Origin of the sequence: Gelidibacter mesophilus DSM 14095 (assembly GCF_000423005.1) — a bacterium.
Classification (GTDB): Bacteria; Bacteroidota; Bacteroidia; order Flavobacteriales; family Flavobacteriaceae; genus Gelidibacter; species Gelidibacter mesophilus.
Genome location: NZ_AUHD01000008.1, coordinates 1 through 15,414 on the forward strand (window position 1 = coordinate 1; position 15,414 = coordinate 15,414).

The window sequence follows — 15,414 nt, forward strand, 5'->3', positions numbered from 1 at the left end:
TGGTTGATGAAGCCATTTCAAAACAAATAAAAAATGCTTTGCGAACTCCAAATTTAACCTTGTGGAAAAGCGTATTGGCCGTGGTAGATTCAATATGTCCGCAGATATTGCACTGTCTTGCAAAATCCTTGCGAACTTGGCAGGCAGTATGATTACATCTCAAGCATTTGTAGCCCATATTTGATTTAATTGAAGCTAAGTATTTCTTGCAATCTTCATCGGTTTTGAACCGATCAGAGAACTCTAGAAGATTTTGACCTTTAAAAATATCCATAATATTATATGTTTACTGACAATAAAGATATGTATTTAGATACTGACCTCTATTTTTGTTTTTTTTCTGAATAACAGAAAACTGCTAATTATAATAATACCTATTCCGATTATTAATATGCCATATTTCAATAATCCTATAAGAAAAAATGTAACAAATCCTTTGTAGCGAAGTGTATTCGATTTTTCAACTAGTTCAGGTATGATGTTAGAATTCTCTAATATGAAGTAACAGAGCATACACAATGAACCTACTATATAAAGTCTTACAATTTTAGAATTTCTTTTATTCCGGTTTAATGTCATCGTCTGCTTTAAATTTTCCATTAGAACCTGCATAGATGATAAAATACCCTTTGCCATTTTCGCTAATCGTAAATTTATACTCGTGATTTCTACGCATCGCTTATCCCTACATGTCATATCGGTTTATCCCGAATTAATGCACATCCTTACTTAATTGCACTACAACGCTACCATCACCAGCTTCCGCCACCGCCGCCGCCAAACCCTCCTCCTGAAGAACCGCCACCTGACGATCCGCTACTTTTTGGAGAACTTACCATCGTCGTTTTAGCCGATGACATTGAATTGGCAAACGAATTAGAAAAGCTGTGCATGGTGAGCGCTCTATTGGATGACGAACTATACCAATTAGGTGGCGGTACATGTAACGCATCAAATTTACTGGCCCATTTATCAAACAGCCCAAAAGCGAGTGCGTAGCCCATAGTCGTTTCAAAATAAGAAGGGTTTTCCGTAATGAGCATTTTCAGCTTATTGATTTCTGCAACTTTTATAAACTGTTTAAATCCTTTCAGTTCAGAAAAAGCGACATTCCCTTTCGGATTTTTTTTAATCATAAACTTAGTCATGTAGAATAAGAGCAGGTTTAAAATAATTACCGAAAACATGGCCACAAAACCCCAAACCGTCAACAGTACTGGCACCAAAATTATGGTCAGCAAAACCAATACGCCATAGGTAATATTTCTGACGCGTTTTGCCCCAGCTTCGTAATAAAGCTGCGCTTTCTGCTTTAGATTATTACGGGCGCTGCTCATCTTGGTATAAAATTTATCCTTTAAACTACTGATAAGAACTTCTGTTTTCTCCTGGAGTGATAGTACTTCCAAACAAGCCGTCAAAAATAATTTTTTCATAGCTGGTAGCCGCTTCTGACAACGGTTTTAAAGCTATCAATTTGGTATCAGCCGATGAAAACCAACCTTTTTTTGGAATTTCTTCAATACGCAACAACCCTTTAGAGCCCCAGTATGGGATTAATGAAATCAAATCAGACACGTCATCGGAATCATTGATTAAAAATCCGGCCATGGCAGGATCCATTTTATCGGGTGGAAAATAACTGGTAATGCTAATGACCTCATCATCCTTTCCATACCTACGCCAAGTCATATAAAAGCCCCCAACGATCGCGATCAGAACAAACACCCAACCATAGTCGGTCCAAAAAGGCCAAAACGGTTTAATTTCAACAATGGAACTGGGCGGTAAATTGATTAAGATGGTCACACTCTCTCCCATATCTGAATCAAATCCAGGTCGGCTTTTACCTTCTACCAGACCATCGGCAACAAGAACATCAATCTGTTCACTTTCAGTAGTTGTGCCTTTAACTCCCGAATATAAAAAAACATCATTGGAATCAACGGCAATAGATTTTGAGAAGTGAATCTTAAATTCAATAGTTTTAAAGGTGGTCCGCCAATCGCTAGGCTTTAAATTCCAATAGAACTTTACTCCATCAGTTTCGTGTAAAAAAGCATTGTGGACTCGGTATCTAATTTCATAACGTTGCGGCCCTACGATAGTCTTGTCGGCGTCACCAATTTTTATTTGATAGGTCCTAGATAGCCTTTGTTCAAATCCAAAAGGTGTTTTAAAGTTATGATTAGGCACCTCAACTTTACTAATTTTAATCTTTCTGACTTCCTGCTTGCCTTCTTCGGTGAATAGATCATAGGTGGTCTGAATGTCTCTGTAAATCCCGTGCTTTGGTAGTGTAAAGTTGAGATCATAGGTTTCAACAACATCAAAATAACCTGCCTCATGGAGGGTAATATCAACAGAATAATTGTCGACCGTAAAATCTTGGGCATAGCCAAAACTTACGCTCAGAAAAATAAGGAATAAGAGTGATAGCTGTTTCATTCGTACAGATCTAACCTGAAGAAAAGTGTGCATTTCTAAATTAGCAATTGGTACAATGCTTAGAACTTTTGATAATGACTAAAAACTCACTTTAACGTTCTCACGACTGGCCGCATCAGCTTCAAAGAAGTCGAAATGCTCATATCTCAGCATTCCCGCAAATAAAGCACCCGGGAGACTTTCGCCATAGGTATTGTTTTCTCTCACTGTGCCATTGTAGTAACGACGACTTCGTTCAAGATTTTCTTCAATTTCATTCAGTTTGTCCTGTAAGTTCAAAAAGTTAACATTGGCTTTCAAATCTGGATACGATTCACTCAGCGCAAAAATACTCCGAAGGGTTTGTTGTAATTGATTTTCTGCCTTTATCTGTGCATTGATTTCACCAGGAGGCACTTGCATGGCGGCATTACGTGCCAATATGACCTTTTCCAAAGTCTCTTTTTCGTGTGTGGCATAGCCTTTAACGGTTTCTACCAGATTAGGAATCAAATCATAGCGCCTCTTAAGAGCCACATCAATATTGCCCCAGGCATCCTTTACTATATTTCGGTTTTTGGCAAAACGATTGAACACGGTTACCAACAAAATGACTAAAAGGACACTTATGCCCAAAACAACAAAAATAACCATAAACAGTTGATTTTTAATAGAATCATCATCTAGAAACAGGTGATTCTTTAATTATTAGATACTAATATAGTGATTTCTACAGTATCTTTATCAAACGCTTAAGCAATCATTGACTATCCAAAAGACCTCAAATTTGGTTTTATTGAGATATACCCCGACCCTGGAAAAGGTGCGCTATACAGCAACTTATCAGTTTTTCTTTAATAACATTCTTTGGATAGCATCCATTTTCAAGCTGCTAATTATGTTACAACTCAGGACCATTTTCTTAGCTCATATTGTAAAACGGCATTAAAAAGGAACGTTCTTTGGATAAAATCCCTTGATAAGTATTTTATTTATACGGTTACAATTAGTGACTCCATCAGGATTCGAACCTGAATCTAAAGTTTAGGAAACTTTTATTCTATCCCTTGAACTATGGAGCCTTAACACTAAAAAACTTTGATTTCTCTTTCTAAATTGTCCGGATATCAAAGTAAACCGACCTAAAGGTAAATAATTTTACTTATTAGCGATATTTACCGTGCTTCAGGATACCTAAATAAGCTTCATCTCGTTAGGCTCCAAAATACTATCCCCACGCAGTCTCAAGAAGATTTGCGCTACGGCGATGGTATCTTTTTCGCAATACACAACGATGCGCTTTAAGTCATTTTCCTCGTAATACACGCGACATACTTCACTACCATCTATATCATCTTTTGGAGAAGGAATGCCGAGGACAGTAGTCAGTAATTTTAAAGAAGTATAATTTTTATAATCTCCAAATTTCCATAATTCCAAAGTATCCAAATGTGGCACTTCCCAAGGTTTTTTTCCGAAGAGATTCAGCTTATTAGGCAATTCGATTTTATGAATAATCATACGTCTTGCGATATAAGGAAAATCAAACTCCTTCCCATTGTGGGCGCACAACAAATGTTTAGCCTGATTGAAATGGGATTCAATAAGGGCTTTAAAATCATTCAAAATTTTAATTTCATCGCCATAAAAAGACGTCACTCGAAATGTCCTTTTGGCCTCTTGCAATTTAAAGTAACCAACTGATATACACACAATTTTACCGAACTCCGCCCAAATTCCTGCACGTTCATAAAATTCTTCTGCTGGAATTTCCGCGCGTTGGTATTTAGACTTGAGTTCCCAAAGCTCTTGTTTTGTTTGATCCAAATCAGAGAAATGACGCGTTTCCGGGACCGTTTCAATGTCCAGAAATAAAATGTCTTCAAGGTTGAGTTTACTGATCATTTTTTGTTTCCGCGAAGGTGGGAATCTTATTAGTTAGTACTTGTTTTATATCGAAAATATAAGCTTTACAATGCTAATTTTGCTTCATCATTTTGTACGCCTCATCAATATACGCATAGATATCGTCTGTAAAGGCTTCACCATTATAATCCACTTTTAAAGACTCATGGCCCAAACGCACAATCATCATATTGTCCTCTGGTTGCACAATAACGTATTGTCCTAAATGACCACGCATCATATAAAAATCCTTTCCTTTGTAATCTTGAATCAGCCACCATCCGTAGCCATATTCTGGACTTTCTGGAAACCGAGGTGTTATTGACTTTGCCACAAAAGCAGAGTCAATAATTTGTTTGCCATTCCATTTTCCATGATCTTTAAATAACTTGCCATAGCGGGCAAAATCCTTGGCATTACTGGCAATACAGCAATAAGCCTTTACCAAATCATTTGCTTCACTGTCCACTTGCCACAGCGTTGAATTTTCTGAGCCCAAAGGTTTCCAAAAAGATTCCGATAAATAGTCATAGAGTTTTTTGCCAGTTGCTTTTTCAATCACCATAGCCAATAGCTGCGTATCGCCACTAGCATACTTGTATTTTTGTCCAGGCTCATCGTCCATTTTTAATCCGAGGATGACTTTGGCAAGATCATCATCAAAATAGGCACGTGTAGTAATGGATAAAGGCGAATAATAGGCTTCATCCCAATTGGTGCCAGAACTCATGGAAGATAAATCGCCAACGGTCATTCGTGCTGCCATTCCTTCACTAAATTCAGGGAAAAAATCACCAACCGGTTGATCCAAACTTTTGATATAGCCTTGTTCAATGGCTTTTTGCATCAATCCAGACACATAGCTTTTTGCCATAGAAAAAGAGTTGGATTTTGAGTTTTCACCAAACCCATCATAATAATTTTCAAACCAAATACTATCATTTTTGATGATGACATAGGCAATCGTGCCCAAATCTTTATTCATTTTTTGAAGAGCTTCGGTTTCTTTGGCAGAATTATAGTCCAAATGGTTAGGCCAAGGTTGCGCGGTACCGTTTGCGACTACTTCATTGTCGAATTCCTTATAGTCTTCTAGATACGCTGTTTTATGACCTTTGAGATAGATAGTTCTCACTGCCTTTAACAAATAATCGGTATCAGTAATGTATAAAATGGCTATAGTAAGCACAAATAAAATGAGGATCCATTTAAGGAACTTTCTTAGGAATTTCATAAGTTGGTGTTTAGTGAAATAAATATAAGGAATTTAACTTTCAATTGAGATATAAGACCTCAGAGGTTTTATCCCATACTTATAGGAATTGAACCTTCTGTTAATTTTTTAAAACAAACTTTGTTGTTTATAGGGACTTTCGTGCTCCAACAACCATTGTTTACGATACAATCCTCCTGCATAACCTGTTAAGCTTCCATCACTCCCAATAACCCGATGACAGGGCACTACAATCCATAGCGGATTTTTACCATTGGCATTGGCAACAGCCCGTATCGCTTTAACATCTCCCAATTGTTGGGACAATTCTAAATAGGACCTTGTTTTTCCGTGGGGTATGGTTTGAAGGGCTTCCCAAACTCTTTTTTGAAAGTCAGTTCCCTCCGGATTAAGACAAAGGTCGAACTGCGTGCGTTTACCCTCGAAATATTCGGTGAGTTGATGAACGCAATCTTCGAGCTCTATAGGAATGATATCCGTGATTTTTTCTTCAGAATTTAATACGGAAATGGAGGCTACACCTAAGTCATCACCACTAATTTTAGTATATCCTAAAGGCGATTTGATGATGCAGGTTTCCATTACTGATCAGGTTTGGAGTCGCCATTGTTAGCTTTCAAATTATCTTCAACATTTTTATGACCTGCCGATGGGCGTCTGGCATCGATTTCATTCTTATCTATTCCGAAGTGTTTTGCTCTTGCCTCCCAACTTTTCCGGGCCTGCTGTTGAAGATCTGCTACATTGTCGCTCTCATCCATAATTTCAAGTCCAAGCAAGGTCTCTATCACATCCTCCATAGTGACCAAACCGGTAACCGTTCCGTATTCATCCACCACTAAAGCCATGTGATTCTTACTCTCCACCAATTTATCAAATAAAATAGGAATAGGCAGATTTCGTTCAACAATGATAATATCTCTTCTGATATCCGCCAAAATTTTATTATCGTTATCAAGCGCCATTTCCTTATAGATGTCATCCTTGAGCACCAAACCTGTGATGTTATCTGAATTTTCGGCATAGATTGGAATTCGCGAAACGCGAAGATCCATATTTTCCTCGAAAAATGATTTGACCGACTTCGTTTCATCTTCAGAGACCATCATGGTTCGAGGCGTCATAATATCTTTTGCTAAAATCTTTTTGAAGTTGATTAGGTTTTTGATGACTTTACTTTCAGATTCTTGAAACACGCCTTCCTCATGGGCAATCTCTGCCATGGCTAAAAAACTATCTCTACTTACCGTGCTCACATGCGCATTTTTACCCCCAATCAATTTTGTGGTCAATTGCAAAAGCCAAAGAATACCTGTATATCTTAAAGGAAAGATTAAAATATTAAGCGCTTTTGCCGTGAAATTTGCCAATTTCCTCCAATAGGTGGCCCCAATAGTTTTAGGAATAATTTCAGAAAGCACTAAGATAAGCAGCGTCATTAAGGCAGATACGATCATAATGGAATTACCGCCATTGCCGAACACTTTTTCAGCTTGGACCCCAACTAAAATTGCACCAACAGTATGCGCAATGGTGTTCACGGTTAAGATGGCAATCAGGGGTTGATCGACATCTTTTTTAAGAGCTTCCAAGGTAAGGGCATAACTTTTACCTTCTTTCTTCTTAATATTAATAAACGTTGGCGTAATACTCAGTAAAACCGCTTCTAATATGGAACATAGAAAGGAAAAGAAAATTGAAATAAACGCATAAAGGATTAATAAGCTCATTAATTTTTAAGTTTAATGCTAATTTAAGCATATTATTAGGTACGTGTTTGTGTTTTTAATAAAACAATTAACTAGTATCCATCAACTTTCTAAAATAATGCTGGTATTTGGTACTCCATATTGCGAAATTCGCTCAATAAAAGTAACCAGATCTTTATTGCTTTTAAAATATCCCAAAATGCACAAACGATCCTCTCCCGTAATGCGATCGCACCGATGCACTTCTTCCTGATGGATAATTTGGTTATAGGCTGTTCTTAAAGTACTCGATTGATGGATCTTTAAATTAATATAAGCTTTAGTCGAAACTCCCAGTTATTCATGATTGAGTTGTAATGAATAGGCCAAAATAATTCCTTTTTTCTCTAATTGCTTCACGCGTTTTCCAACTGCCGGCGCTGAAAGCTCCACTTTCTTACCAATGGTGGCAAAAGATTCGCGAGCGTTTTTACGAAGCATTTTCAAAATTTCTTTATCAATATCATCCATTTGAATCATAAACAAAATTAGCATTATACATTTTAATCGGAATTAAATATACACAAATGAATTTGTTAGATCATAAATACAAGCCGTTTCTTATAATTTAAAAATGTCGCTAGCTCTCATTTTATTGACCATGAGAACGCAACATTCTTGAATTTAAACCAATTAATAATTTTCACTTCGACAAAGAGCGTTCGGAAATAAAACCAAAAAATCCCGCTGAAAAGCGGGATTAGTAACATAATCAATTCTTAACGCGTTGCTTCGCAACCTTTAAAACTGAGATTTACTCATTTAAAAGCTTTACGACATCCTTCGCAAAATAACTCGCAATCACATCAGCACCAGCGCGTTTTATAGCTGTAATTTGTTCCATCATAACGGCATCATGATTCAGCCAACCTTTTTCTGAGGCAGCTTTAAGCATGGCATATTCACCAGAAACTTGATAAACTGCCACTGGAACGTCTACCGCGTTTTTAATTTCGCGTACAATATCCAAATAGCATAATCCTGGTTTGATCATAACAATATCCGCACCTTCATCAATGTCCATTTCGGTTTCTCTTATAGCCTCAAAACGGTTGCCATAATCCATTTGATAAGTATTTTTGTCCTTTGGAATGTCTTGCATGTCCACCGGTGCAGAATCTAAGGCATCTCGAAACGGCCCATAAAAGGCAGAGGCATATTTGGCAGAATAACTCATAATACCGGTATCCGTAAAACCTTCATCTTCCAGAGCTTCACGAATAGCCACAATACGACCATCCATCATATCACTAGGAGCCACAAAGTCGGCTCCTGCTTTAGCATGAGAAACACTCATTTCGGCTAACAGATCAACAGATTCATCATTTAAAATAATTCCATTATGGACAATGCCATCATGGCCAAAAGCGGAATAAGGATCAAAAGCCACATCAGTCATGACCAACATTCCTGGACATGCATTTTTAACCGTTTTGATAGCGCGTTGCATCAGACCGTTAGAATTGATAGCCTCTTTGCCTTTGTTATCTTTTAAATTATCAGGAACTTTTACGAAAAGCAATACAGACTTTAAGCCCATACTCCAAAGTTCTTTAACTTCCTTTTCCAGCAAATCGAGACTTAGGCGATAATAATCTGGCATGGACGCAATTTCTTCCTTGATACTTTTTCCTTCCACCACAAAAAGTGGTACTAAAAAATCATTTGGGGAAATGATCGTTTCTCTTACTAAAGAACGAATAGCATTATTGGTTCTTAATCTTCTGTTTCTTCTTAATGGGTACATAATTCTATATTAAAAGTGAAAGTAAAAGTTGAGGACATCCTATTCTATTATTAATTATTTGTTCCTCTAAAATGAGGCGGAGAATGCTCCTTGCTTTAATCGTGAATTTCTTATTTTTAGCTTTTGCAAATTTAAAAATTTAAACCCACTTAAACTTGAATAACCGCTTCAGACATTTGAAATTTGTGTTCACTTGGAGAAATTATCAACAGATTCTTTTAGAAAATTTTGAACGTCATCTTTCAGACCGTCATTTTCATGTGGTGGCACCACCGGGTTCTGGAAAAACGATTCTCGGTATTGAAATTATAAGGAAAATTGGCAAGAAAACACTGGTTCTTGCACCAACCTTAACCGTCAGAAACCAGTGGGAAAATAGACTTCAAGAATTTTTTACGGAGCAGCGAGATTTTAAGAACTTTTCATTTAACATCAAAGAGCCTTCTGACATCACCTTTGTCACCTATCAATCGCTACATGCCTTGCGTAAATCATTTAAAACTTTAGGGGAGTTTACCGCGTTTTTCGAAAAACATCAAATTGAGGCTCTGGTTTTGGATGAAGCACATCATTTAAAAAATAGTTGGTGGCAAACGCTCATGGACTTGAAGAACGCCATCAATCCTTTTGTTGTGGCACTTACAGCAACGCCTCCTTATGACAGTGATCGTACGGAAATTTCTAAATACTTTAATCTCTGTGGTCCAATTGATGATGAAATTGCGGTTCCAGACCTTGTAAAAGCGACTGATTTGTCTCCACATCAGGATTTTGTTTATTTGTCAGAGCCTGACGCTTTAGAAATCAATTTTATTGTGGCTTATCGACGTCGAATTGCTGATTTTGTGGATGCACTTTTAGTTGATGAAACGTTTAAAGCGTTTTTGATCCAACACCGATTTTATCGGCATACCTCGCAAAACTTAGAGGACTTATATGGGAATGTGGAGTACTTTTCGTCCATCCTGATTTTTCTTAATAAATGTGGGGTAATAATTCCAAAAGAAAAATTGAAAATTTTGGGTTTTGAAAAGAGTGAGGCCATTCAGTTTCCTGATTTGACTTTAGAGTGGATTCAGATTTTTCTGCAAAATATTCTTGTAGATGATCGCTTAATGATTGAAGATCAGGAGCCCTATTTAAAATTATTGGAAAATGAGTTGAAACGGATGAATGGGTTTAACAACCGAAAGATCGATTTGATTGGTGAAACCTTGCTTTACAAATCCTTGACTAAAAGCCCCAGTAAGCTCAAAAGCATTGTGACTGTGGTGACCTCAGAATATGAACATCTCAATGGTGATTTAAGATGTGTGGTTCTTACCGATTATATCAGAAAGGAATTTTGTAGCACGCCAAACGATCAAATACAAACCATCAACAAAATTGGAGTGATTCCTATTTTTCAATATTTACGATGTCATTTTGCAGATAAACAGCATTTGGCGGTCCTTTCTGGTAGTATTGTGGTTGTTCATCAGTCTATAAAGACGTCGGTAGAACTCATTGCTGGTGCTGAAAATTTCTCCTTTTCTGAATTTCCATCAGATCCCGAGTTTTTAATGGTTACTCCAAAAAGTGGTACGTCAAAATCTACAGTTGAGGTATTGACTCTGCTTTTTCACCAAGGCGACATCAAAATCTTGGTGGGTACAAAATCGCTATTGGGTGAAGGATGGGATGCACCATCTATAAATAGCTTGATTTTGGCCTCATTTGTAGGCTCATTTGTGTCGAGTAATCAAATGCGTGGTCGTGCTATTAGAAAAAATCCTTTAAATCCTCATAAAGTTGGGAATATCTGGCACCTCGCCTGTATTGATCCAACGGCGTCCAATGGCGGTAAAGATATAGAAACACTTCAACGCCGATTTCAAGCTTTTATGGGAGTCTCCAATAAAACTTTTCCTGTTATTGAAAATGGAATGGATCGGTTGGAATTTCCAGAAGAAATCCGTTCAGAAGATGTTGAAACTTTAAATAAAATCACACTCCAAAACTCCAGGAATCGAAAAAATACCGCTAATAGTTGGGAGGTTGCTATTGATTCCGGCAGTCATCTGACAAGAGAAATCAAACTCATGGATTTGGATGAAATTCCATATAAACATCAGAAGCGTATCTATTATAAGGATATGGTGCTCTATTTTATATTAGAGTTGCTTCTGGGATTAGGTTTGTTTTTTATTGAATATTTCGTCAAGAGTATTCAAGTTATTTTGAGCAGAGGGGTGTATTACTTTTTGAATTCTTTGATTATTGCTCTAATGTTCTCGTTTGGATACCGATTTTACAAGGCATTTCAACTTTATTCGCACCATGGCTTTTTATTTTTGAGAATCAAAAAAATGGGAAATGCCATTTTGGACACGCTTTATGAATTGGGTCACATGACCTCTAAAAGACAGACTGTTTCAATTACTGCGGAGTTTTCTAATCAAGGACAGCTGATTTGTTGCCTAAATAATGCGTCAAGATTGGAAGATGCCTTGTTTACAGGTGCGTTGAGTCAATTGTTGGCGCCTATTGAAACACCTCGCTATTTGATCATAAGAACCAGCTTTTTTAAACACCGTTTGGATATCGAAAATTTTTATGCAGTTCCAGACCTGTTTGGTGATCATAAAAAAAGAGCTCTGACCTTCCAAAAGCATTGGAATGATCATCTTGGTAGATCAAAATTGATTTACACAAGACATTTGGAAGGTAGAAAGCTCTTGCTAAAAGCCCGCCTATTTCACATCACTAATAAATTTAGAGAAGTGAGTAAAGAAGTGATGGTATGGAAATAATTAAACCCCAAAAGTATCATTGAAATTGGACCTTAAATCTATAGGTTTAAGTTTTGAAGTGATGATGTCTTCGAGTGTTAGGATGAACTTTTAGGTCTTTGATGGAAAGACCTGTCAGGTCTGAACTTCAAATTTTTGTATGACTATGCACAAAAATAAAATTCTCTAAATCTGAGAATAAATATTACCCTACCCGTCTCCAACAAAATTAACGAAGGACAGACAGTGTTCGATATTCCCGGTCAATCTGTACTTATTTTTGTTTTATTATTTTATTCTCAATAGTGTCAATTTCATTCACCCACTTTATGGGCGCTTTAAATCGATAGCCTAAAAACACTTCAAAATACGGGATGTTGTCCTTGACATAGGTGGACCTATCGGAATCATGATTGATGATGGTATAATTATAATGGCTTCCCAAGTAAAAATTGGAAATATCATAAGCAATGGACGCCCTAAAATTAAGTTCCGTTGAAAGCGAGGTCAAGCTTTCTTCACTTGATGTGGTATGGTTGATACCTAATCCGGCTGAAGCTCCAGCAGAAATCAATAAATTATCCGCGGGTACAAAATTATAGTAATAAGCCGGAGCAACCGAGATGTCAAAAGAATTGTAAGTGCCTTCATCATCATCTGTTACAATTTTATGTTTAGTGTAATAGTACGATAAGTTTGGGATGAAGCTGCCCGCGTTTTTCAGTTGTTTCTCGTCCTGACTTACAATTGCTCTAAATGAAAAATTCTCATTAAAAATATAGGAGGTTCTACCGCCAATCTTAAAGGTTTTTGTATCTGACAAATAACTGCGTTCACCGTAACCGTCTAAGTAAAATCCCTTTTGGTTATAGATATCCAAGGTCTGCATGAACTTTCCAAAATACGTCCGGAAATTAATATTGAATAATTTAGAACCTTCATTATCCCTGTTTTCAGCCAAAAAATTAGGAGCAAATCCGTACGAAATAGTCAGAAATTTGAACGAGACTGAAGCTCCAATATGATCTTGTTTATTGGGATTTAATTTGAAAACATCAGGCGAATTTCGATCTTTAAAAACAAAGGAATTTGAGGTGTTCACAAAATAGAGTCTTGCGGTAATATGGTTGGGAAAAGCCTGAATATAATCCGTTTGTTCGTCATATATAACCGCATCGGCTCGTTCTTGCGAAAAAGACAATCCTATACATAAAAAGAAAAATACAGACGTGAAAATGCTTTTTAGAGCCATGATCTTGGTTGTTTTAATACGGTTAGTAATTTATCTTCTTCACTGCCCTTTTCGGGGTGATGATCATAAACCCACTGCACATGTGGCGGTAAACTCATCAAAATACTTTCAATACGTCCATTAGTTTTCAATCCGAATAAAGTGCCTTTGTCATGAACCAAATTAAATTCCACGTAACGGCCACGACGGATTTCTTGCCAGTTACGCTGGGCCTCAGAATATGGTAACGCTTTACGTTTTTCAACAATGGGCACATAACACTCCAAAAAACTATTGCCAACCTCAGTTACAAAGTTGTACCAATCTTCCATAGTCATGTCATCCGTGGCCTTGCAATAATCGAAAAACAATCCACCTAAACCGCGTGCTTCATTGCGGTGTGAGTTCCAAAAGTAGTCATCACATTTCTTTTTGTACAACTCATAAAAATCGGGGTGATGTTTGTCGCACGCCGTTTTACAGATGTGATGAAAGTGGACGGCATCCTCTTCAAATAGATAATAAGGCGTCAAATCCTGTCCGCCACCAAACCACGAATCTACGATATTTTCCTCTTGGTCATACATCTCAAAATAGCGCCAATTGGCGTGTACGGTAGGCACCATCGGGTTTTTAGGATGGAGTACCAAACTCAAGCCACAGGCAAAGAAATTAGCATCCTTTACTCCAAAATATTGCTGCATGCTTTCGGGCAATTCACCATGAACTGCAGAAATGTTGACTCCTCCTTTTTCAAAAACCTTTGCATTTTCTATGACTCTTGTTCGGCCACCACCACCTTCTGGTCGTTCCCAAAGATCTTCTTGAAATTTTGCTTCGCCATCTACTTCTTCAAGTTTTGAAGTAATAGTGTCTTGGAGGTGTAGGATGTAGTTGTAAAATTTATTTTTCATATATTGAAAATTCATAGAGTTCCATATCAAGCGAGGCTTCATTTAAAGGGGTAAACTCGTTTTCTAAAGTTTCTTTCCACTTAAAACCAGATTGTAATGCCACGTTAACGCTTGCTGAATTGGTTTTATGGGAAATGATTTGCAAGGTTTCCAACCCCAAAGTTTCAATAGCATAGTTAGAAGCTGCTTTTATTGCCTTGCTCATCAATCCCTTCCCTTTAAAACGATTGCCAATACAATAGGCAAACTCAGCTTGTTTATTTTCCCAATCTAAATTCTTTAAAATGATCAATCCAATAATATTTCGACTGTTCTTATCATTGATCACAAAAACAAACTCCTCGCGTTTTTTTGCTGCTTCTATTTTGCGTTCAATATAATTTATTGAACTCTCAAGAGTTCTATTTTCCGATAATGTTATTGGGAGATACCTAATGAAACGCTCAGTATTGGACACAAGAAGTTTGTTCAGCTGCAAGGCATCTTTAGCTTGCAATTGGGTAATACTGATATGTTCCGAATTATATATCATTTGATTTTAATCTGTTTTGTGTCTTAAGAATCTTTACCGTTTCTGTGGACGCAGCAGTTACTGATAAAGGTAACACAAGAATAATTCCTATAAACGGAATTAATAAAAAAAGCATAAAAACAATGCCGTTTCCAATGGCCAAACCACGATGCTGTTTTACGAATTTTATACTTTCATCATATTTAAAATGGCGCTCTAAAGTATAATCCATATTACCGAAGCCCGCGTAATAGGCCTGCACCAAAAACAATACAACGGTAGAAACAATCCCGACCAAAGGAATAAAACCGATGAGTATTATGGGAATGGTCAATAGCAATTCAAACAACAGATTCCTAACGTTGATACGTAAGCCTCTCCATAACTGATCAGTAAATGAAGTGTCCCGATGTTGGTGTCTTTCAACACCCAACAAATACGCTTCAATTTTTTCTGACACCGGACTCATAAATGGCGCTGAAAATGCCATAACAATATGTTTATACAGCATAAAACCTAATATCAGAATCAGAATCCCGCTTAATAGTTCACTAAGGTATCCAAAGGTCTCCCTTCCCCATTCCCAAATCCAAAGTTTGGAAATAAAATGACCAAAATTATCGGAAAAGGCATAGGCCGATAAGATAATTGAACTGGCAACCAAAAAACTGATCAGCATGGGAATACCGAAATATTTCCAAAGTCCGAGTTTGGAAATTAATTTGAATGTTCCTGCGTAGGCTTTAATACCTTTGAAAATGTTGCGAATCATAGGCCTCTCGCTAATCATCTCTATAGAAGAGAAATTGTATTGCGGTCTTTTTATTATTAAAACCCACAAGGCTTTTCTTCCTTCGGTGCACAGGTGAAAACCTTAAAGGTTGAGAGATTTAATCTTTTTATGTTGATTCCACAACAGTTTCTTC

At 37.1% G+C, this 15,414-nt stretch carries 14 protein-coding genes, 1 tRNA gene and 1 pseudogene; 1 reads left to right on the top strand and 15 read right to left on the bottom strand.

What is annotated here, in order from left to right:
- The 11 genes and pseudogenes from G525_RS22060 to hemB form a co-directional block, all read right to left on the bottom strand.
- Window positions 1-274 (bottom strand): annotated as a pseudogene (locus G525_RS22060) (IS1595 family transposase); the annotation flags it as partial.
- A gap of 478 nt (window positions 275-752) precedes the next feature.
- The gene (locus G525_RS22255) at window positions 753-1,436 is read right to left on the bottom strand and encodes a DUF2207 family protein (protein ID WP_157491917.1); all 684 of its coding nucleotides are present in this window, start codon (window positions 1,434-1,436) and stop codon (window positions 753-755) included.
- Window positions 1,363-2,448 (bottom strand): DUF2207 domain-containing protein, encoded by a 1,086-nt coding sequence (locus G525_RS22260; RefSeq protein WP_035479469.1) that lies wholly within the window; start codon window positions 2,446-2,448, stop codon window positions 1,363-1,365. Before G525_RS22260 ends, G525_RS22255 begins: the two co-directional genes overlap by 74 nt.
- A 78-nt stretch (window positions 2,449-2,526) precedes the next feature.
- The gene (locus G525_RS0110285; RefSeq protein ID WP_027126105.1) at window positions 2,527-3,081 is read right to left on the bottom strand and encodes a LemA family protein; all 555 of its coding nucleotides are present in this window, start codon (window positions 3,079-3,081) and stop codon (window positions 2,527-2,529) included.
- A 356-nt stretch (window positions 3,082-3,437) separates the two neighbouring features.
- Window positions 3,438-3,509, bottom strand: a tRNA-Arg gene (locus tag G525_RS0110290).
- A gap of 112 nt (window positions 3,510-3,621) precedes the next feature.
- Entirely contained in the window at window positions 3,622-4,332 is a 711-nt protein-coding gene (locus G525_RS0110295) for a 3'-5' exonuclease (protein ID WP_027126106.1), read from the bottom strand.
- Between the two features lie 73 nt (window positions 4,333-4,405).
- Window positions 4,406-5,566, bottom strand: coding sequence for a serine hydrolase domain-containing protein (locus G525_RS0110300; RefSeq protein ID WP_027126107.1), 1,161 nt, complete (start codon window positions 5,564-5,566; stop codon window positions 4,406-4,408).
- A 108-nt stretch (window positions 5,567-5,674) separates the two neighbouring features.
- The gene (locus tag G525_RS0110305; protein WP_027126108.1) at window positions 5,675-6,148 is read right to left on the bottom strand and encodes a methylated-DNA--[protein]-cysteine S-methyltransferase; all 474 of its coding nucleotides are present in this window, start codon (window positions 6,146-6,148) and stop codon (window positions 5,675-5,677) included.
- Window positions 6,148-7,296, bottom strand: coding sequence for a CNNM domain-containing protein (locus tag G525_RS20690; protein ID WP_084647743.1), 1,149 nt, complete (start codon window positions 7,294-7,296; stop codon window positions 6,148-6,150). Before G525_RS20690 ends, G525_RS0110305 begins: the two co-directional genes overlap by 1 nt.
- A 315-nt stretch (window positions 7,297-7,611) precedes the next feature.
- Window positions 7,612-7,809 carry an Lrp/AsnC family transcriptional regulator gene (locus tag G525_RS20695; RefSeq protein ID WP_035479470.1) on the bottom strand — a complete coding sequence of 66 codons (198 nt, stop codon included), beginning with the start codon at window positions 7,807-7,809 and terminating at the stop codon, window positions 7,612-7,614.
- Between the two features lie 259 nt (window positions 7,810-8,068).
- Window positions 8,069-9,061 carry a porphobilinogen synthase gene (hemB, locus tag G525_RS0110320; RefSeq protein ID WP_027126109.1) on the bottom strand — a complete coding sequence of 331 codons (993 nt, stop codon included), beginning with the start codon at window positions 9,059-9,061 and terminating at the stop codon, window positions 8,069-8,071.
- A gap of 155 nt (window positions 9,062-9,216) precedes the next feature.
- On the opposite strand from hemB, the gene G525_RS0110325 reads away from it, so the two are divergent.
- A complete protein-coding gene (locus G525_RS0110325) occupies window positions 9,217-11,853 on the top strand; it encodes a DEAD/DEAH box helicase family protein (protein ID WP_027126110.1) in 2,637 nt (878 codons plus the stop codon).
- A gap of 253 nt (window positions 11,854-12,106) precedes the next feature.
- Here the strand turns inward: G525_RS0110325 and G525_RS0110330 are convergent, their stop codons facing one another.
- The 4 genes from G525_RS0110330 to G525_RS0110345 are packed head-to-tail and all read right to left on the bottom strand — an operon-like array spanning window position 12,107 to window position 15,260.
- Entirely contained in the window at window positions 12,107-13,084 is a 978-nt protein-coding gene (locus tag G525_RS0110330) for a DUF4421 family protein (RefSeq protein ID WP_084647744.1), read from the bottom strand.
- Window positions 13,075-13,977: an oxygen-dependent coproporphyrinogen oxidase gene (hemF, locus tag G525_RS0110335; RefSeq protein ID WP_027126112.1), complete on the bottom strand. Its 903-nt coding sequence runs from the start codon at window positions 13,975-13,977 to the stop codon at window positions 13,075-13,077. The genes G525_RS0110330 and hemF overlap by 10 nt, the downstream gene beginning before the upstream one ends.
- Complete coding sequence (locus G525_RS0110340; RefSeq protein ID WP_027126113.1) at window positions 13,967-14,509, bottom strand: GNAT family N-acetyltransferase; 543 nt, start codon at window positions 14,507-14,509, stop codon at window positions 13,967-13,969. Before G525_RS0110340 ends, hemF begins: the two co-directional genes overlap by 11 nt.
- A complete protein-coding gene (locus G525_RS0110345; RefSeq protein ID WP_027126114.1) occupies window positions 14,499-15,260 on the bottom strand; it encodes an EI24 domain-containing protein in 762 nt (253 codons plus the stop codon). The genes G525_RS0110340 and G525_RS0110345 overlap by 11 nt, the downstream gene beginning before the upstream one ends.
- Window positions 15,261-15,414: the final 154 nt, after the last annotated feature.